18 protein-coding genes and 1 pseudogene are annotated in these 17958 nt (G+C 65.9%); 11 read left to right on the top strand and 8 right to left on the bottom strand.

The features are described from left to right. The first annotated feature begins 343 nt into the window (after positions 1–343). Both M4J39_RS12965 and M4J39_RS12960 read left to right on the top strand, forming a co-directional pair. Positions 344–949 (top strand): transglutaminase-like cysteine peptidase, encoded by a 606-nt coding sequence (locus M4J39_RS12965; protein ID WP_251728458.1) that lies wholly within the window; start codon positions 344–346, stop codon positions 947–949. After that, on the top strand, positions 915–1433 hold the full coding sequence (locus M4J39_RS12960; RefSeq protein WP_251728450.1) for a GNAT family N-acetyltransferase: 519 nt from the start codon (positions 915–917) through the stop codon (positions 1431–1433). The genes M4J39_RS12965 and M4J39_RS12960 overlap by 35 nt, the downstream gene beginning before the upstream one ends. A gap of 383 nt (positions 1434–1816) precedes the next feature. On the opposite strand, the gene M4J39_RS12955 is transcribed toward M4J39_RS12960, so the two are convergent. The 5 genes from M4J39_RS12955 to M4J39_RS12935 all read right to left on the bottom strand — a co-directional run bounded on the left by M4J39_RS12955 (position 1817) and on the right by M4J39_RS12935 (position 5405). Then, on the bottom strand, positions 1817–2164 hold the full coding sequence (locus M4J39_RS12955; protein ID WP_251728448.1) for a helix-turn-helix domain-containing protein: 348 nt from the start codon (positions 2162–2164) through the stop codon (positions 1817–1819). Between the two features lie 2 nt (positions 2165–2166). Further along, complete coding sequence (locus M4J39_RS12950; RefSeq protein ID WP_251728447.1) at positions 2167–2487, bottom strand: type II toxin-antitoxin system RelE/ParE family toxin; 321 nt, start codon at positions 2485–2487, stop codon at positions 2167–2169. A 117-nt stretch (positions 2488–2604) separates the two neighbouring features. Then, positions 2605–3255, bottom strand: a complete 651-nt coding sequence (locus tag M4J39_RS12945) for a class I SAM-dependent methyltransferase (protein WP_251728445.1) — start codon at positions 3253–3255, stop codon at positions 2605–2607. Further along, complete coding sequence (locus M4J39_RS12940; RefSeq protein WP_251728443.1) at positions 3255–4148, bottom strand: NAD(P)/FAD-dependent oxidoreductase; 894 nt, start codon at positions 4146–4148, stop codon at positions 3255–3257. The genes M4J39_RS12945 and M4J39_RS12940 overlap by 1 nt, the downstream gene beginning before the upstream one ends. Positions 4149–4661: 513 nt before the next feature. Continuing rightward, positions 4662–5405, bottom strand: a complete 744-nt coding sequence (locus M4J39_RS12935; protein ID WP_251728441.1) for a TetR/AcrR family transcriptional regulator — start codon at positions 5403–5405, stop codon at positions 4662–4664. A 103-nt stretch (positions 5406–5508) separates the two neighbouring features. Here M4J39_RS12935 and M4J39_RS12930 point away from each other — a divergent pair, with 103 nt between their 5' ends. After that, positions 5509–6240 carry an SDR family oxidoreductase gene (locus M4J39_RS12930; protein WP_251728440.1) on the top strand — a complete coding sequence of 244 codons (732 nt, stop codon included), beginning with the start codon at positions 5509–5511 and terminating at the stop codon, positions 6238–6240. 82 nt (positions 6241–6322) lie between these two features. Here the strand turns inward: M4J39_RS12930 and M4J39_RS12925 are convergent, their stop codons facing one another. Next, positions 6323–7090, bottom strand: a complete 768-nt coding sequence (locus M4J39_RS12925; RefSeq protein ID WP_251728438.1) for a LuxR family transcriptional regulator — start codon at positions 7088–7090, stop codon at positions 6323–6325. 219 nt (positions 7091–7309) lie between these two features. On the opposite strand from M4J39_RS12925, the gene M4J39_RS12920 reads away from it, so the two are divergent. The 5 genes from M4J39_RS12920 to M4J39_RS12900 all read left to right on the top strand — a co-directional run bounded on the left by M4J39_RS12920 (position 7310) and on the right by M4J39_RS12900 (position 12109). After that, a complete protein-coding gene (locus M4J39_RS12920) occupies positions 7310–7777 on the top strand; it encodes a hypothetical protein (RefSeq protein ID WP_251728436.1) in 468 nt (155 codons plus the stop codon). Between the two features lie 106 nt (positions 7778–7883). Continuing rightward, entirely contained in the window at positions 7884–8573 is a 690-nt protein-coding gene (locus M4J39_RS12915; protein WP_251728434.1) for a hypothetical protein, read from the top strand. A gap of 50 nt (positions 8574–8623) precedes the next feature. Next, entirely contained in the window at positions 8624–9343 is a 720-nt protein-coding gene (locus M4J39_RS12910; protein WP_251728432.1) for a hypothetical protein, read from the top strand. A gap of 81 nt (positions 9344–9424) precedes the next feature. Continuing rightward, positions 9425–11206, top strand: a complete 1782-nt coding sequence (locus tag M4J39_RS12905; protein ID WP_251728430.1) for a hypothetical protein — start codon at positions 9425–9427, stop codon at positions 11204–11206. 114 nt (positions 11207–11320) lie between these two features. After that, complete coding sequence (locus M4J39_RS12900) at positions 11321–12109, top strand: alpha/beta hydrolase family protein (protein WP_251728428.1); 789 nt, start codon at positions 11321–11323, stop codon at positions 12107–12109. Between the two features lie 201 nt (positions 12110–12310). Here M4J39_RS12900 and M4J39_RS12895 read toward each other — a convergent pair. Then, positions 12311–12409: pseudogene (locus tag M4J39_RS12895) on the bottom strand (oxidoreductase); the annotation flags it as partial. Between the two features lie 189 nt (positions 12410–12598). Here M4J39_RS12895 and M4J39_RS23080 point away from each other — a divergent pair. Then, complete coding sequence (locus M4J39_RS23080) at positions 12599–12763, top strand: hypothetical protein (protein WP_371875445.1); 165 nt, start codon at positions 12599–12601, stop codon at positions 12761–12763. A gap of 880 nt (positions 12764–13643) precedes the next feature. Here M4J39_RS23080 and M4J39_RS12880 read toward each other — a convergent pair. Next, positions 13644–13952, bottom strand: coding sequence for an SDR family NAD(P)-dependent oxidoreductase (locus M4J39_RS12880; protein ID WP_251728426.1), 309 nt, complete (start codon positions 13950–13952; stop codon positions 13644–13646). 288 nt (positions 13953–14240) lie between these two features. Between M4J39_RS12880 and M4J39_RS12875 the strand changes: the two genes are divergently transcribed. Further along, entirely contained in the window at positions 14241–16862 is a 2622-nt protein-coding gene (locus tag M4J39_RS12875; protein WP_251728424.1) for a PQQ-binding-like beta-propeller repeat protein, read from the top strand. 66 nt (positions 16863–16928) lie between these two features. Further along, positions 16929–17717: a PRC-barrel domain-containing protein gene (locus M4J39_RS12870; RefSeq protein WP_251728422.1), complete on the top strand. Its 789-nt coding sequence runs from the start codon at positions 16929–16931 to the stop codon at positions 17715–17717. The last annotated feature ends 241 nt before the right edge of the window (positions 17718–17958 follow it).

The raw sequence follows: 17958 nt of genomic DNA, 5'->3' as shown, positions 1-17958 counted from the left end.
CATCCCCCCACCTGTACTTACCTCACTCGCCCCCGCTCAAGTATATCCGCCACTTTCCGTGCGCCGCTGCCACACCTTCCGGCAAAATCGAGACATATTGCCGTCTCGGCGGCCCAAGCTCGCCCGTTTAACGAAGCGTTAACCAATCTAGACGGCTAACTGGAGCAACGACGCTCGGAAGCGCTCGCGGGATGACGTGCCCGGAGAAGACATCGCCCCATCCACCAGCCGGTCCACGTAGTGAGCCGGATTCGGTTTCTTCCCGATAGTTGGGTCGGCTGCGATGCGTCAAGTTTACTCACCAAGTCCACTTTTGTGACGGACTGATCCGCGGGGGTGTTTCTTGACCTCTGTTCTCGCTCTCCTTGCCGGGCTTTACGCGGCCCAGGCGGCCGGCCCGAACGGCTTTTACGACATGTGCGCCGTCACGGCGGCCGAGTGCCAGCCGGTGGCGGCAACGCGCAGCCTGGGCTTTGACGAGATCGACAGGATCAACCGCGCGGTCAACGGCGAGATCCGCCCGGTGGTGGAGCCGGAGGGCAAGGACGTCTGGCTCTTGGCGCCGAGCGAGGGCGACTGCGACGACTACGTGATGACCAAGCGCCACCGGCTGATCGCCGCCGGGCTCGGCAGCGACGAGGCGCGCGTCGCCGTGGGGGTGGCCAAGGGGCAGCTCCACGCGGTGCTGGTCGTCCGTCTCGGGCCCGAGTTCTACGTGCTCGACAACCTGACCGACGAGATGCTGCCGGTTGAGCGCTCGGACGTCCATATCCTCACCGTGCAGTCGCCGGCCAACCCGCGCGACTGGCTGAAGGCGCCGGGCAGGCGGTGGCGGCGGGGCGGTAGGGAGGCTTTGTTTCTCGCGCAAGCCCTGGCGTATAACCGGCTCCGCTTTCGACCGAGGGAGACCGGGAATGGACCTTCGCTACGGCCTTGCCGGCCCCGCTGACGCCGCCAACCTCGCCGCCCTCTCCATCGAGGTGTGGCTGCACACCTATGGGCGGGACGGCATCCGCCAGGCCTTTTCGGACTACGTGCTCAACGAGTTCACCGTGGAGCGGTTCGTGGGCCATGTCGCCGATCCGCGCGGGGCCGTGCTGAAGTGCGAGCGCGGCCCATATCTCCTCGGCTATCTCCGGCTGGATTTCGAGGCCGCCTGCCCGACAGTACCCGGCGTCACCGGCGAGATCGCCACGCTCTACGTCCGGTCGCGGCATGCACGGCAGGGTATCGGCGCGGGCCTTCTCGCAGAGGCGGCGGGCCTTTGCCGGGCGCGGGGGCTTGAGAGGTTCTGGCTGGCCGTCAACCACGAAAACACGCCGGCCCTCCGGTTTTACGAGGCGCAAGGCTTCCGCCGCCAGGGCTCGCGCGACTTCGAGCTGGAGGGGGAGCGGCACGAGAACTTCATTCTGGTGAGGGGGGTAGGGGAGTGAGGGGCGGAGCCGGTGCGGGCTGATCGGGGAGCCTGATAGCGGCCGATTGCCCCCTTCTGCCCGAGGTCCTCTGCCTTCGCAGAGGATGACAGGAAAGTGATACAAAACAATATATTAGAGCAGTTCCAGCAAAAGTGGGTGCCGATTTTGCGTCCGGAATTGCGTCTTAACAAATAGATAGAGTTTTCGGGCTCCGGAGAGGCGTCGTAAAGGCTGGCAGGTTGTCATCGGTTGTCCAGTTTTTCTCAATATAGAGCTGTCTTCCTCTGCGAAGGCCGCTTGCATTCGCGCGCGAATGCAAGGTGGACCTCGGGCAGGATGGGGCGACGAGGGGTATATCGGCCGATGGCGACAAGTCAGGCGGGGCTCGCCCATCTCATCCGTCAGAGCGCCACGACAGCGTTCAGCCGGATGCTGCCGGTTTCGCCGGCCCGGTCGTGCGGACGGACGATGATTTCCACGTCTTGATCGAAGGCGGTGAGCATGCGCATCAGACGCTCCACCGACCAGCCGCGAAAGTTGCCGCGGAGAATGTGCGACAGGTCGGGCTGGCCGATGCCGAGCCGCTTGGCGGCAGCGGATTGCGTCAGCTTCCGCGCCTTGATGAGCCGATGCAGCACGACGACGATCTGCGACTTGAGCATGGCTTCCCCCGCGTCGGGAAGCTCCAGATCGGCGAAGATGTTGCCGCTGCCGGCCTCAACGATCGCAGGCTCTTGCTCTGTTGTCATGGCTAGCGCCCTCCTTTGTTGAAGTGCTGGCGATAATGCTCTTCGGCATCGCGCAGTCGTTGCTTGATCAGGTCGATCTCGTGTTTCGGTGTCTCCGCGCCCTTTTTCGATTTCTTCTGGAAGACATGAAGCACGTAGACGGCCTCGACGAAACGGACGGTGTAGACAGCCCTGAACGTGTCGCTGTCGTGATCTTCGACGATCTCAAGAACGGAGCGTCCTCCGAAACCCTTCAGCGCCTTGGCGTCCAGAGGTTCTTCACCGCACTGCACGAGGTGAAACGCATGACCGAAATGCCGCCTCACCTCTTCCGGCAGGGCCACCAGGTCCTTCTTTGTGAAGCCAACAAAGAAGCACCGCTTGGGAGTGAGAGGCGGCAAAGTTATGGGTCAATTATGGGTATTTATCCATGACCTGTCAATGCATTTGCGGCGCGTTTCTCACGCCACCGCCACCCATCCCCGGAACGAGAAGGCGGCGTAGAAGAGGGCGATTTCGGAGAAGCCGGCGTCGCGGAGCAGGGCTTCGTCTTCCTCCGTCGTCAGGGCCGGCAGGTGCCGGGCCATCTGGGCGGCGGCGTCCGGGGTGGGGTTGCCGGCGAAGGCGAGCGAGCGGGAGAGCCAGCGGGTGAGGTCGGCGCCGGGGGCGGCGCTGTGGTGGGCGACCACCAGGGCCGCGCCGGGGCGGAGGCGGCGGTGGATCTCGCGCAACGTGCGCAGGCGTTCGTCGCGGTCGAGGAAATGCAGGGTCAGGAGGCAGGTGGCGCCGTCGAACGGGCCGGATGGGGCGGCGTCGACGGTGCCCAGCCGGAGGTCGGCGCGGCCGGCGTGCGGGCCGAGCATGTGGCGGGCGAGATCGAGCATGCCGGCGGACGGGTCGACGCCCAGGAAACGCCAGCCGGGCTGGCCTTCCGCGAAGGCGCGGAGCTCCAGGCCGCCGCCGGCCCCGACGACCAGGATCTCCCCTGTGTCGGGCGCGCGCTCGGCCAGCAGGATGGCGGCCATGCGGTGGAGATCGGCAAGGCCGGGCACCTTCTTCGGCGTCGCCTCGGCATAGCCGGCGACGACGGCGGGATCGTTGAAGGGCGACATCAGCCGAACACCAGCGCGCGATGGACGGAGAGGGCGGCGGTGGCGCCGTCGGCGACGGCGAGGCTGACGCTGTGCGGCGCGTGGGCGATGTCGCCGGCGGCGTAGAGGCCGGGGACGGTGGTCTTGCGTTCGGCGTCGGTGGTGACGATCTCGCCCAGCGGGCCGTCCTCGACGGTGGCGCCGAGCTCGGCGGCGATGGGGCTTCCGAGGGTGGAATAGGGCGACACGTAGAGCGCGTCCACCGGCACGTCGCGGCCGTCTTCCATGATGGCCGCCGTCATCTGCGGGCCGTCGCCGACGAACTCGGCCAGCCGCGCCGGCTCCACGGCGACTCCGCGCCTCTCCAGCATCGCCGCCGCGTCGGCGTCGAGGTCGGCGCCGTTCGTGAACAGCGTGGTCGGCCCCCATTCGGCGACGAGGCAGGCCTGATGGGCGGACATCGGCGTCCGCCAGAGCACGCCGAGCTTGCGGTCCGAGAACTCGAAGCCGTGGCAATAAGGGCAGTGCAGCACCGTCTTGCCCCAGCGCTCCCAGAGGCCGGGGATGGGATCGAGCCGGTCGCGCAGGCCGAAGGCGAGGATGGCGAGGTGGGAGGAGATCGTCTCGCCGGTGGCGAGGGTGAAGGCAAAGCCGCCGCCCGTCGCCTCGGCCGCCACCGCCTCGCCGTCGATGACGCGCACGGTGGGATAGGTGGCGAGTTGCTGGCGCGCCGTCGCGAGGATGTCGCGCGGGGCGCTGCCGTCGAAGCCGAGGAAGCCGTGCGAGGCGCTGGCGAAGCGGTTGCGCGGCTGGCCGGCGTCGATCACCACCACGTCGCGGCGGGCGCGGCCGAGATAGGTGGCGGCGGCGAGGCCGGCAAAGGCGCCGCCGACGATGACGACATCATGCTGCATGGGGGGCTCCTGGGTCGGGCTTTTTGGTGGGGCTTTCGGGTGAGGCTTTCGGTTGAGGCTTTCCGGGGGCTGGCGGCGGATTTCATGTAACTTTGTAAGTTACGATTCGCGGCTTTTCAAGCGGCGACCGGGTGGCGACGGTCGGTTGATCGTGAAGAACGGCCGACCCGGCGCGGATGTTCCATCGAAGGCTGATCCGAGGCCGAAGGAGCGACGCCGGCTATCAGGCCTGGAGCTGCCAGCAGTTTTCCGAGGAAACGCTGCGGCTCTCGTGGTCGGCGTCCTCCTGATCGGCCTGCCGGTGTCGAGAATGAGCGGTGACAACTTCGCGCCCGAGATCGCGGCCGTCCGTCGGGAAACCGGCGGACGGCTTTGAGGTTGGGGATGACGGGGGAGCCCGATAGCGGCCTTGAGATTTCTCGTCCCGAGGTCCTGCGCCTTCGCGCAGGATGACAAACTATATGAATGAAAACAAATATATAAGGCTGTCATCCTGCGCGAAGGCGCAGGACCTCAGGCAGGGCGGAGCGAGGGGCTGATATCGGGCGATCGCGGCGACCGAAGCTTGTCGGCGCCGGCGATGCGGTCGAGCCATTCGGCCATCAGCTGGCGTTCGCCGGGGCTGAGGGCGGTGAGGGTGTCGAGGTTGGCGCGGAGGGTGATGGCGGCGACTTCGGGGGCGTCGGCTGGCGCGGGGGCGGTCGCGGTGATGGCAGCGATCAGGGTTTCGCGGGCGGTGGTGGCGAGGCTCATGTCGCGCGCTTCGGGCGGCATGGCGTTGAGCGTCATGACGGTGCCGGTGGCGACGGCCTGGATGAGCGCTGTCGCGCGGGCTTCCTCCATCCTGAGACGGCCGGCGGCGGCCAGCGCCCGCACGAAGTGGCGGAGCACGCCGAGGCTCGTGCCGCTTGTGGAGGCGGGCGGCATGCGCGGGGCGGTGAGGATGGCGTGGAGGGCCGGGTTGTCGACGCCGAAGGCGACGTGAAGGTCGAAGGCGCGGCGGAAGTTTTCCAGCGGGTCGGCCGATTGCTGGCGCGTCGATTTGGCCGCCACGTATTTCCACAGGCCGTGTTCGGCGGTGGCGTCGAGGAGGCCCTGCTTGTCTTGGAACAGGCGATAAAGGGTGGGCGCCTGCACGCCGGCCGCCGCCGCCACGGCGCGCGTGGTCACCGCCGCCGCCCCACCGGAGCGGAGCAGCGCTTCGGCCGCTTCGAGGATGCGGCTGCGGGCGGATGTATCGTCGGATTCACTCTCCATGGCTCCGAGAATATCACTGGCAGCGGAGAGTGGGTAGCGTTGATAGCGGCTTCATGTTATCATTGATATCAGAATCAGGTTATCAGCGATACGGAGTGAAGCCATGACCATCGCGAACAAGGTCGTCGTCATCACCGGCGCCGGCAGCGGCATCGGCCGCGCCACGGCGCTGCATCTCGGATCATTGGGCGCCAAGGTGGTGCTGGGCGCGCGTCGGGAGGCGGAGATCGCCGGGGTGGCGGAGCGCATCCGGGCCGAGGGCGGCGCGGCGGACCATCGGGTCACCGACGTGACCCAGGCGGAGGCGGTGGCGGCGCTGGTGGGGCGCGCCGTCGAGCGGTTCGGTCGGCTCGACGTGATGGTCAACAATGCCGGCATCGCGCCGCTGTCGCGCCTCGACGAGGGGAAGGTGGCCGAGTGGGAGGCGATGATCGATGTCAACTTGCGCGGCGTGCTCAACGGCATCGCCGCCGCGCTGCCGGCCTTCGAGACGGGCGGCGGCCACATCGTCAACGTGGTGTCGACGGCCGGCCTCAAGGTCGGGCCGGCCATGGGCCTTTACGCCGCCACCAAAAACGCCGTCAGGACGCTGACCGAGGCGCTGCGGCAGGAGTCGACATCGGGTCTGCGGGTGACGGAGATTTCCCCCGGCTTCGTTTCCACCAACCTCGGCGATTCCATGCCGGAAGGGCCGATCAAGGAGGCGATGATGGCACGGATGCAGGAGATCGCGCTGCCGGCGGAGGCGGTGGCCAAGGCGATTGCCTATGCGATCGATCAGCCGCCGGAGGTGGAGATCGGCAGCATCGTCATCCGGCCGACCGTGCAGGATTGAGGGAGAGGGGAGGCCGATATGGGCGGGGCGCCTCACCATCGCGAGGTTCATCGATCCGAACCGGTCATGGGCGAGGACGGTCTCACTTCGCCGCTTGCGAGCGTAGCGCGTCCGGGATGATCAGCTTGCGCCGGACGGCGTTGACCGTGGCGGCCATCTTGTTGCTCACGCCCATTTTCTGGAAGATGTTGTTCCAGTGGAACCGCACCGTGGCGCGCGAGATGCCGGTGATCTCGGCGATTTCCCAATCGGTCTTGCCGGAGGCGGACCAGCACAGCACGTCCTTTTCCCGCGCCGTCAGGCGGGGAAAGTCGCCCGCCGCGTGAAAGCGCAGATAGGTATCGTAGAAGACCGACGACAGCAGGAAGACGTCGGCGAGACCCTCGATGTTCTGCTCGCCCTCGCGCCGCGACCGCGAAATGCCGAAACCGGCGATCTCGCCGGCCGTGTTGACGATGGACACGCTCATGCCGTCGGCAAGGCCCGCGTCCTCGGCCTCCCGCATCAGCGTCTGCCAGGCGTCATGCGTCTGCCCGTGAAAGCGCGGCGTCTGGGAGAGCTTGGCGATGGCCTGCGACCAGAAGAAGGCGCCGGGCCGGCTGATGATGAGCTGGAACACCGGGTCGACGAGGTGGCGGGCCTTCTCCCGGTAGTATTTCATCCAGTCTTCGGGGTAGGTGGTCCGCAGTCCGTGAAAGGCGCTTTTGCCGATGGAGGGGTGATCGGTCATCAGCCAAAGCATCGCCTTGTCGTAGCCGAGATGGGCGGCGAAGGCGCGGTAGATATCGAAGGCTTCCTCCGCGGTCTGGGCATTCATGATGGCCTCGGCAGCGGATTGGAGCTTGCTCATCGCATACCCTATCAACGTTGTCAGGTTTCACGCTCGCGCGGCGGCTGCTAAATATTCAACAGGCTTAGTTTGGTTAAATTCTCTGTCAGTTCATGAATACCTCGTCCTGGCCGAGTTGAGGACAAGTCCCTCATTTCAGCATCAAACACGTCGATCGTAAACGTTCGATGTCGCAGCAGTTGCGGCAATTTTAGTCATGTCTTTTGTCGAGAGGGCAAAATGATCAAAGCGGCTACATCCATCTTCGGGGCGTTTCTTGTATCGATTGCAGTGGCTGGGTCCGGACACGCTGCCGGCGAGAGCAAGCTGATCGCCGCCGTGCCGACCATCAAGACGGATACCGCCAGCCTCAAGCAGGCGGCGGCGAAGGGCAAGGCGGCGGGTTGGAGCGTGCCGACGAGCGCCAAGGCGCTCGGCCTTGACGGCACGTGGAAGTTCACCACCCACCGCAAGGAGAAGGGCATCGTGGTCTTCCTGCGCGGCAAGGTCGCCTACGGCTCGGGCAAGAGCAGCAACGCCTTCACCGACTACACGATCATGAGCAACAAGAAGGAGCCGACCTCGCCGGTGCTTGTGGTGCTGAAGTCGGGCAGCAAGCAGGTCTGGTACATGCCCTTCAGGAAGGGCGGCCAGCTGACGCTGCTGAACATCGCCAACAAGGAACAATGGCTTTCGTTTTCGAAGTGATGCCAACGCGTCGGCGGTTCGCGGCCAACGTTAGAGTAGTTCCAGCAAAACCGGTTCCCACTTTTGCTGGAGTTGCTCTAGGCGGGCCGTCGGCGAAGGGGGAAACATGGCGAGATATCTTGCGACGTTCTTGCTCGTTCTGACCTCTCTTCTCTCGGCGGGACTGTCCGCCCAGGCGCGGGAGGGGAAAGCCGACTTCAGGTTCGAGGGCGAGGTCGAGTCCTTCATCGGCGAGAGGCCGACGCTCCTGATCTCCGTGGAGCGCCGGCTGGGCGAGCGCTGGATCCGCTTCCCCGAGCTGGGATGCGGCTACAAGGCGGAAGGAAACGGCGAGAGTTGGCACGCGGAGCTGATCGAGGGCGATCAGTCCTGCTCGCCCGGCTTTTCCGTGTTCGTCAGGGCGGGTAGCGATGTTTCAAGGCAGGACCCGTGGTGGTTGGGAATTCGGACCCAAGGCGCTTCCGGCGGGATGGGCTTCAGTGGCGGCTTGAAGAGCGTCGGCGACACCGACATGCACACCCGGCGCTTGTGTGAGCGCCGGAAAGAGGACTGCAATCCCTGGACGAGCGAATATGCCGACGCGGACCTTGAGCCGGTTCAGGTGGTCGAAGAGGAGCTGTGCATCCTTTGGGGGAGTAATCACCAGAAGCGTCCTTACAAGATTGAAGAGGATCTGCTCAAGGACGACAGGGACGTCGTGACGCCCCTCAATCTCGCGGCGTTGTCGCCGTCCTGCGTCATGGGGCCAGAGGGCTTCGAGCGCCAGAGGGCTTCGAGCGGTGGACCCTGCAACTGACCGGGGAGCCTTTGGGCGGCAGCCTGACGAGCCCGGACCTGAAAAAGGGCATGTATCTGACGGCCGCCGTCTGGACCAATCCCGACCAGCGGGAAGACGACCCGGACCAGATCATTCGCGCGCTGGCCCGTCTGCCGGCCGGCCGGGCCCTGAGGCTCGAATGCATGACGGCCGACCTCAAGCCGTGCAAGGCAACCGTCGAGAACCGGAATGCCGATGTCGATCAGCCCGAGCTTACCCTGACCTACTCGGCCGGGAACCCGAGGGGAGAACAGCTCGCCTTCTTTCTCAACCTCGAACGCGAGCGGCGGACGCGGCTTCTCGAGGGGCGGTCGACCGAGGGCAACATGTATTGGGACGGGTATTTCAGCCCGGGCCGCTACGACTCGCTCACCAAGACGATCGAGTACGGGCGTTTGCTGGGCGGATATGCCGTCTCGCGGGTGATGCTGCTGGGCAGCTGCGGCAAGGATGTCGGCAAGGCGGCGCTGTCGGAGAACGCCTACGTGGCGGTAAACGATGGGCTGGGGCGCTTCAAGCGATGGGAAGCGCGGGGCATGAGGATCGCCGGCACCATCGATGTGCCGCCGGGCTTCGAGATGGTGTTCAACCGGATCGGCAACTTCAGGGACTGGTTCAGCGAAGAGGAATACGCGCAGTTCGCCGACGTCCTCAAGAACTACACCTGTTCGAGCCCCGAACTGCGGCAGATGGAGCAGAACATGGTCTCCTTCATCCATCGCGACTTCATCAGGCAGCTGGTGCGATAGGGCATCACGCGGTCGGACCGTGGGGGGCGACGCTGGCGGGCAGCCCCCCGCATCGGCTTTCATCATCATGGAGACGTGGCAATGAAGAAGCGCCTCAAGCCCCTTTCGGTCGGGATATCCGCCTTCCTTCTCGGAGCGGTTCTCCTCGATGGTCCTGCTTTTTCGAGATCGATCATCGACATCTGGATCAAGCCGGGAATGGTGGGCAAGTTCGTCAAGGGGTCGATCGGCAGCGGCGAATTTCAGCTGCGCTATGTCGGGGAAGAGTTGACGCTGATCTACAGCGGCTCTCCCTGTCGATCGCGGCTGTTCAATGCGCAGGCCCCCTCGGAAGAGGTCATGGTGAGCTTTGAAGAGATGCAGAAAGGCAGGGGCGGAGAAGCCTGCCCGTCCGGCCCCCGCCTGGACTTCTCCTCTCGTGCCGACGGGGCCTTCACGCTGGAATGGTGGCACAAGGGCCGGCTGATGCGCAGCGCGGTGCTCTGGGAGGCGGGAACGCCGCCGCCGCCGCTCGAGCTTGCCAAGGAAGAGGGCGGGGATTCCAGGCTGAGGCAAGCACTCGGCCTGACGGAGAATACGCCGCCGCCGGCGGGGCCGAAGGTGATCCGGCAACGACTGGGCATCGAACTGCTGGCCGACCCCGATGGAACCATGCGCGTTGGCCGCATCGCGGACGGATCGCCGGCGCTCGATCCGAACTCGTCCCGGCCACGGAGCGGTGATGTGGTCGCCAGCGCCTATCCGAGGGGAGGCGAGGAGAAGGTGTGCGCCGATCTTGCCTGCATCGAGGCGATGGTCGCCGCCATGCCCGATGGAGAGCGGCTCTTTCTCGCCGGTCCCGAAGAGTACAACACAAAGGACTTGCGCGTTCTGCCGCCGATCATACCGGACAACGTCGCATGGAAAACGCTGGCGCGAGGCGAGAAAGCCGAAGCCGTCTTCCCCGAGCAAACGATGAATGCCTATCTCGCGGCGCTGCTGACCGGCCTCGTCATCGATGGAAAGACAACCTTCGAGATGAAGGACTGGACCGGGAAGGCATCGACCTACCTGGCCATGGTCATCGGGCAGGCGTTGCCCGATTCTCCCGCCGAGCGGGCAGGCCTGCGCGCCGGCCAACTGATCTGGGATTCAAGCTACCCGAGCACGACGCCGTATGCTTGGCGAGCCGGCATCGTGGAGATGGGATGGGCCCGGAAGGAGCCGCAGGCGCGCATCGCGGTCAAGGACGTCCAGGACGACATCTATCTGTCGCTTCAGGAGCCGGGGCATCTGAAAGACGGGCTCCCGCATTTCGGGGCCGGCGACGGGTCCGACGATCTCGCTCGCATGTTCGGCGGCAGCCTGATGATGGAGCGCATGCGCCTGCTGGCTCTCGGTGATTTCGACAGGCTGGAAGAGCTTCTGGAGGCCGACAGCAGCGGCGCCACAAGCGCGGCCGGGCTGGTTGGCGCGGTGCTGGACGCCGTGGCGCCCGGCGCCCTCAAGGCGAACGCCCAGACCTCGCGCTACTCCGGCCTGATGGCCATGTACGGCGTCTTGCGCGCCCGCCGCCTCGGCTCCTGCGGCGAACCGATGGATGCCATGCAGCGTGTGAACACGCGCTGGACCCGATGGGTGAACGGTTACAACCAGACCGTCCGTGAGAGTGACCGGATCACGACGACCACGAACTATGACGTCCCGCGCGGGTTCGGCGAGATCGTGGAGGTCGCGGGATCGCAGGTCTCCGGGCTGGAGTACGAGCAACTGCTTGTCCTGTTCGACGAAATGAACTGCGACCACCCGCTGCGGCGCGGCCTTGAGGACAACATGCGGGCGTTCTTCCACGGACAACCGGCGGTGTTCCGGCCAGCGCTGTAGAGCGTCGGACACCGCCTTGTTTCTCTGGGACGGCGGGAGTATGGGAGCGCGGCAACTTGAGGTGGCGGGCGCGGGGGCGCTCGGCGCTGGTTTGGTGGGGTCGGGGTCGGTATCATGATTCTTCGCGGTGAGTATTTCTCGCCCGTGCTCCAGATGGAGACGCGGGTGTCGGTGTTCGTGCCCAATGGGGTGGGGGCGGGCGGCAAGCGGTCGGCGGTGTATCTCTTGCACGGCATCTGCGGCCGGTCGGGCGACTATCTCGACTACACCACGCTGGCGACCTTCGCCGCCGAGGGCGAGGCCATCGTGATCATGCCGGAGGTGGCGCGCAGCTTCTACGCCGACATGCGCTATGGCCTCGACTACTTCACCCACGTGGCCGACGAGCTGCCGCGCGTCTGCGCCGACCTCTTCAACGTCGACACGGCGCGCGAGCGGACGGGCGTGGTCGGCGCGTCGATGGGCGGCTTCGGCGCGCTGCGCGTCGCGCTCTCCCGGCCCGAGCGGTTCGGCTGGTGCGCGGCCTTCTCCTCGCCCTGCCTCAACCTGCGCGAGGATTTCGACCTTAAGGCGCGCGACCTGACGGTGGAGGCGCTGAAGGGCATGTGGGGCGAGCGGCTGATCCGGGATTTCCAGGCGGTGCTGGGCGAGGACCTCGCCTACGACCCCCGGCTCGACGTTCCCGCCCTGGCGCGCGGGCTTGCCGGGGCGGCCGTCAAGCCGCGCATCCGCACGGCCTGCGGCCTGTCCGACGCGTTCTTCCTCGCCGACAACCGCCGCTTCGCCGCGGAGATGGAAACGCTGGGCTTCGATTACGGCTACGAGGAATGGGAGGGCGGCCACGACTGGGCCTTCTTCGGGCCGGCGCTCGAGAAGGCGCTGAAGTGGGGCGCGGCCGGGTGAGGGGGAGGATGATAGGAGCGGCGAGATTTCTCGTCCTGAGGTCCTGCGCCTTCGCGCAGGATGACAGAATTATATTTTAGAAACATATAGATAGATTGTCATTCTGCGCGAAGGCGCAGAACCTCGGGACGAGATGGCGACAGGCTGGTATCGGGCGACGCACGATCCATGGCGATTTGCCGGCTCGTGGTGACACGCCGTTCACACGGCCACGAAGCTGCCGTCGAAGAAGAGTTCTACGCCGCCGACGAAGCTGCTCTCGTCGGAGGCCAGGAACAGCACCGCCCTGGCGGTTTCCTCGCTGTGGGGCGCGGCTGGGTGAGGGGAGGATGATAGGGACGGCGAGATTTCTCGTCCTGAGGTCCTGCGCCTTCGCGCAGGATGACAGAATTATATTTTAGAAACATATAGATAGATTGTCATTCTGCGCGAAGGCGCAGAACCTCAGGACGATATGGCGACAGGCTTGTATCGGGCGACGCACGATCCATGGCGACACGCCGGCTCGCGGTGACGAGCCGGTCACACGGCCACGAAGCCGCCGTCGAAGAAGAGTTCTTCGCCGCCGACGAAGCCGCCGTCGTCGGAGGCCAGGAACAGCACCGCCCTGGCGGTTTCCTCGCTGTGGGGCGCGGCTGGGTGAGGGGAGGATGATAGGGGCGTCGGGATTTCTCGTCCTGAGGTCCTCTGCCTTCGCAGAGGATGACAGAATTATATTTTAGAAACATATAGATAGATTGTCATTCTGCGCGAAGGCGCAGAACCTCAGGACGAGATGGGCGAGAGGCTTGTATCGGGCGACCCGGCGGCTCATGGCGATTTGCCTTCACACGGCCACGAAGCCGCCGTCGAAGAAGAGTTCTTCGCCGCCGACGAAGCTGCCCTCGTCGGAGGCCGGGAACAGCACCGCCCTGGCGGTTTCCTCGCTGTGGGGCGCGGCCGGGTGAGGGGAGGCCGATAGGGGCGGCTCGCCCGACCTTCCTGAGGTCCTGCGCCTAAAGCACAGGATGACGATTAATTGATATGAAACAAGGGGATGCGTCGCGTTTCCGGTGCTTCTCAGGCCGCGAGATGAAGCTCCCGTTCCTATCCCTCTCCTGTCATTCTGCGCGAAGGCGCAGAACCTCAGGACGAGATGGGCGAGAGGCTGGTATCGGGCGACGCTCGATCCATGGCGATGCGCCGGCTCGTGGCGACGCGCCGTTCACACGGCCACGAAGCCGCCGTCGTCGGAGGCCGGGAACAGCACCGCCCTGGCGGTTTCCTCGCTGTGGGGCGCGGCTGGGTGAGGGGAGGATGACGCCTTCGCGGAGGGGGAGGCCGATAGGGGCGGCTCGCCCTACCTTCCTGAGGTCCTCTGCCTTCGCAGAGGATGACGATTAATTGATATGAAACAAGGGGATGCGTCGCGTTTCCGGTGCTTCTCAGGCCGCGAGATGAAGCTCCCGTTCCTATCCCTCTCCTGTCATTCTGCGCGAAGGCGCAGAACCTCAGGACGATATGGGCGACAGGCTGGTATCGGGCGACGCGCCGGTTAGACGGCCACGAAGCCGCCGTCGACGAAGAGTTCTTCGCCGCCGACGAAGCTGCCGTCGTCGGAGGCCAGGAACAGGACTGCCCTGGCGATCTCGTCGGTGTGGGCGAGGCGGCCGAAGGGGATGGTCTGGCGCATCCAGTCCTCGGCGCCGGCGTTGGCATCGAGGTAGGTGCGCATGGCCGGGGTCAGCACCATGCCGGGGGAGACGACGTTGACGCGGATGCCCCGGCCCTTCAGGTCGATCGTCCACGTTCGTGCGAAGGAGCGCATCGCCCATCTGGTGGACGTCTTCCTGAGCGGCATCATCCGGCGCTGACGTCCGGCTGGCGGCGTATTCCTATATAAAACAAATAGATGGAAGCTTGCACGGCTTCCCGTCGAACCATCTTCCCGCCGCCGGGGCATAGCCTTCGGGGCGGGGACGAGGGGGCGCGTCTTTCGCGGGGCGGGGCGAAATTCGAACGGAACCCATGGCCGGGTGGGGCGTTGGGCCCTCACAAACCCAACTTTTCAATGGAGCTGTCCCCGCGGCTTTCCGCTGTTTTCGTCATTGCGATTGCCGCCAAGATTTGCCCGGAAACAAGGAGCGTGCACGTGTTTCCAGTCTTGGCCTCCCTTCTGGTCGGCGCCATCGGCCTGTTTTTTCTGATTGGCGGGGTGTGGCTCGTCTCGCTGGGCGGATCGGCGTTTTACGCCGTTCTCGGCCTGCTGCATCTCGGCTCAGCCTTCCTCTTCTATCGGCGGCGGGCGACGGGGCTGGCGCTTTACGGCTTCATGCTGCTGATCACCCTTCTCTGGGCGCTGTGGGAGGTCGGGTTCGACTGGTGGGCGCTGTCGGCGCGGGGCAGCCTGCTGATGGTGATCGGCGCGCTGCTTCTGTTGCCGCCCGTCGTCTGGCCGCTCGCCGAAAAGGGGCGGAAATGGCACGGCTACGGCGCCTCCAGCGCCATTCTGGCCAGTTGCCTCGCCCTGGTGTCGGTGGTCGGCGTGGGGTCGATGTTCAACGATCCGCATGACACGGCGGGGGCCTTCAGCGACGCCCGCATGTCGGAAACCAGCGACGTCGAGACCCGTATCCCCGATGGCGAATGGCATGCCTACGGGCGCACGGCCGCCGGCCGGCGCTACTCGCCGCTCGAGCAGATCACCCCCGACAACGTCGACAATCTCAAGGTGGCCTGGACCTACCACACCGGCGACGTGCGCGGACCCGACGATCCCGGCGAAACCACCTATGAGGTGACGCCGCTGATGGTCGACAACACGGTCTACATCTGCACGCCGCACAACCTGGTGATCGCCCTCGACGCCGTCACGGGCAAGGAAAAGTGGCGGTTCGATCCGCATCTCAAGCAACCCGCCTCGCAGACGACCCAGCACCTGACCTGCCGCGGCGTCTCCTATTTCGACGGTTCGGCCGTCGCCGGGCCCACCACCGCCGGCAACACCGGGCTGGGTGCCGCCGCCACGGCCGCCGCTCCCGGCGCGACGGCGCCTGCCGATCAGGCCGCCGCCAGTGAGACGCCCGCCAGTGAGGCGCCCACCGACGAAACCGAGGGTCAGCGCGTTTCCGAAAGCGCCGCCGAGGTGACGACGGGCGCCGCCGGCGTGCCGCAGAACGTCGTCACCGGCCAGGCCGAGCGCGACGCCCCGAACCCGGTAATCAACCGGGAACCGCCCGGCGCCCTGTCCGTCCCAATCGATCCGACCTGCGTCAGGCGCCTGTTCGCCCCGACGTCCGACGGCCGCCTGATCTCGCTCAGCGCCGAAACCGGCCAGATCTGCCCCGGCTTCGGCGGCGAGGACGGCACCGTCAACCTGTGGGCCAACATGCCCAACATCACGCCCGGCTCGATCTACTCGACATCGCCGCCGGTGGTGACCGATCGCCTGGTGATCGTCGGTGGAGCGGTCAACGACAACGTCGCGACCACCTCGCCGTCGGGCGTGATCCGCGCCTATGACGCCTTCACGGGCGAGCTGGTGTGGAACTTCGACGCCAAGAAGCCGAACGACACGGCGCCGATCGCCAACGGCCAGGTCTACAGCCAGAACTCGCCCAACTCGTGGAGCGTTTCGAGCTACGACCCCGATCTCGGCCTGATCTACCTGCCGATGGGCAACGAATCCCCGGACCAGTATGGCGTCGGCCGCAGCCCCGAGGTCGAGAGATACTCGTCGTCGATCCTGGCGCTCGATGCCGACACCGGCGAGGTGGCCTGGGTGTTCCAGACGGTGCATCACGACCTCTGGGACATGGACGTGCCCGCCCAGCCCAGCCTCGTCGACCTGACGATCGACGGCAACCGCGTGCCCGCCCTGGTGGCGCCGACCAAGCAGGGCGAGGTCTTCGTGCTCAATCGCGCCACCGGCGAACCGGTGCTGCCCGTCACCGAGGAGCCCGCGCCGACCGGCGGCGTCCCGGGCGAGACGCCTGCGCCGACCCAGCCGGTGTCGGCCGTCTCGTTCAAGCCCAAGCCGCTCACCGGGAGCGACATGTGGGGCGCGACGCCGCTGGACCAGATGGTCTGCCGCATCCAGTTCCGCCAGCTCGAATACGACGGCCGCTACACGCCGCCGACCGAAAAGGGATCGATCGTCTATCCCGGCAACTTCGGCGCGTTCAACTGGGGCGCGGTGGCCGTCGATCCCAACCGGCAGGTGATGTTCGCCATGCCGGTCTACCTGGCCTTCACCTCGAAGATGGTGCCGCGCTCGGACGATTATGCCCGCGTGGTGACCAAGGACGGAGAGGCCGTGTTCAACGAGAACTTCGGGGCGCCCTATGCCTCGAAGATGGGGGCCTTCCTGTCGCCCCTCGAACTGCCCTGCCAGTCGCCGCCGTGGGGCTACGTCGCCGGGGTCGATCTCAAGACCGGCAAGACAGTGTACCAGCACGTCAACGGCACCGTGCGCGATCTGTCGCCCATTCCGCTGCCCTTCAAGATGGGCGTTCCCGGCATCGGCGGACCGATCGTCACCAAGGGCGGCCTGGCCTTCCTCAGCGGCACCATGGACTACTACGTCCGCGGTTACGACCTGAAAACCGGCAAGGAGATCTGGCGCGATCGCCTGCCGGCCGGCGGCCAGGCAACGCCGTCGACCTACATGGGCGCCGACGGCCGGCAGTATCTCGTCGTGGTGGCCGGCGGCCATGGTTCCACCGGAACCGAACCCGGCGACGCCATCATCGCCTACGCGCTGCCGAACGCCTGACGGGGCACGCCCCGACGAAGGGGCGGCGCCGACCAACCACCGACAACCAATCAAGGGAGTGCTCACATGCTGTGGAATGCATCGAAGATCAAGGGTTACACCGTCGTCGCCACCGATGGCGAGATCGGCACCGTCAGCGATCTGCTGTTCGACGACCAGAGCTGGCACATCCGCTGGCTCGTGGTCGATGCCGGCACCTGGTTCACCGACCGCAGGGTGCTGCTGCCGACCTCGACGCTGGGCCACGCCAACGCCGAGAACGAGACCTTCTCGGTCAAGCTGACGCGGCAGCAGGTCAAGGACAGCCCCGACGTCGACACCCAGCGGCCGGTGTCGCGGCAGGCCGAGCGCGACATCTACCACTATTACGGCTGGAGCCCCTACTGGGGCGTCGGGCTCTATTCGGGCGGCTACGGCAGCGGCATGACCGCGCCGACGCCCGTCATGGTGCCGCCGCCGGACACCTCGCGCGTTGAGGCCGAGGCGATGGAGGCGCAGCACCGGCGCGACGACCCGAACCTGCGCAGCGTCGACACCGTGGTCGGCTACTACATCAAGGCCACCGACGGCGACATCGGCCACATCGAGGACATGCTGATCGAGGAGTCGGACTGGAGCATCCACTACCTGGTGATCGACACCAAGAACTGGTGGCCGGGCAAGAAGGTGCTGATCCTGCCCAGCTCGGCGCAGGACATCAACTGGGACGACAAGACCGTGTCCGTCGACGTCAGCCGCGACAAGGTCAAGAACAGCCCCGTCTACGACGAGTCGACCATCGTCGACCGCGATTACGAGAACCAGTTCGGCGCCTACTATAACGACTCCGATCCCCGCATGCGCCGCCTCGGCTAGCGAAACTCTACTGGGGCGGGCATCCCTGGGCATCCGCTTGGCCCGAAAAGTCTGCAACTTTTCGGGCGGATGCCCTTGGCTTAGTGTTCTGTGCTTCCGGTGCTCACGGGCCTTAAGCCCGCTGCGCTCCGGTTCTCGAACCCGTCGCCATCTGCCGCGCCCCAGCGAGTTTCGCCCGAGCTAGAATTTGAGCCGACACCGGTGTGTCAAGGACGCCGGGGTCGGCTTTCCCATGCAAAGA

It is taken from the genome of Pleomorphomonas sp. NRK KF1, assembly GCF_023721755.1.
In the GTDB taxonomy this organism is placed as follows: domain Bacteria; phylum Pseudomonadota; class Alphaproteobacteria; order Rhizobiales; family Pleomorphomonadaceae; genus Pleomorphomonas.
The sequence above is the reverse complement of the archived record's forward strand: the minus strand, read 5'-3'. Positions and strand labels throughout refer to the sequence as shown.

Coding starts and splice junctions, on each gene's coding strand:
- M4J39_RS12870 (WP_251728422.1), top strand. CDS start 16,929: ATGCTGTGGAATGCATCGAAGATCAAGGGTTACACCGTCGTCGCCACC.
- M4J39_RS12905 (WP_251728430.1), top strand. CDS start 9,425: ATGAAGAAGCGCCTCAAGCCCCTTTCGGTCGGGATATCCGCCTTCCTT.
- M4J39_RS12935 (WP_251728441.1), bottom strand. CDS start 5,405: ATGGAGAGTGAATCCGACGATACATCCGCCCGCAGCCGCATCCTCGAA.
- M4J39_RS12910 (WP_251728432.1), top strand. CDS start 8,624: ATGTATCTGACGGCCGCCGTCTGGACCAATCCCGACCAGCGGGAAGAC.
- M4J39_RS12925 (WP_251728438.1), bottom strand. CDS start 7,090: ATGAGCAAGCTCCAATCCGCTGCCGAGGCCATCATGAATGCCCAGACC.
- M4J39_RS12920 (WP_251728436.1), top strand. CDS start 7,310: ATGATCAAAGCGGCTACATCCATCTTCGGGGCGTTTCTTGTATCGATT.
- M4J39_RS12940 (WP_251728443.1), bottom strand. CDS start 4,148: ATGCAGCATGATGTCGTCATCGTCGGCGGCGCCTTTGCCGGCCTCGCC.
- M4J39_RS12880 (WP_251728426.1), bottom strand. CDS start 13,952: ATGATGCCGCTCAGGAAGACGTCCACCAGATGGGCGATGCGCTCCTTC.
- M4J39_RS12900 (WP_251728428.1), top strand. CDS start 11,321: ATGATTCTTCGCGGTGAGTATTTCTCGCCCGTGCTCCAGATGGAGACG.
- M4J39_RS12960 (WP_251728450.1), top strand. CDS start 915: ATGGACCTTCGCTACGGCCTTGCCGGCCCCGCTGACGCCGCCAACCTC.
- M4J39_RS12945 (WP_251728445.1), bottom strand. CDS start 3,255: ATGTCGCCCTTCAACGATCCCGCCGTCGTCGCCGGCTATGCCGAGGCG.
- M4J39_RS23080 (WP_371875445.1), top strand. CDS start 12,599: ATGGCGACACGCCGGCTCGCGGTGACGAGCCGGTCACACGGCCACGAA.
- M4J39_RS12915 (WP_251728434.1), top strand. CDS start 7,884: ATGGCGAGATATCTTGCGACGTTCTTGCTCGTTCTGACCTCTCTTCTC.
- M4J39_RS12930 (WP_251728440.1), top strand. CDS start 5,509: ATGACCATCGCGAACAAGGTCGTCGTCATCACCGGCGCCGGCAGCGGC.
- M4J39_RS12955 (WP_251728448.1), bottom strand. CDS start 2,164: ATGACAACAGAGCAAGAGCCTGCGATCGTTGAGGCCGGCAGCGGCAAC.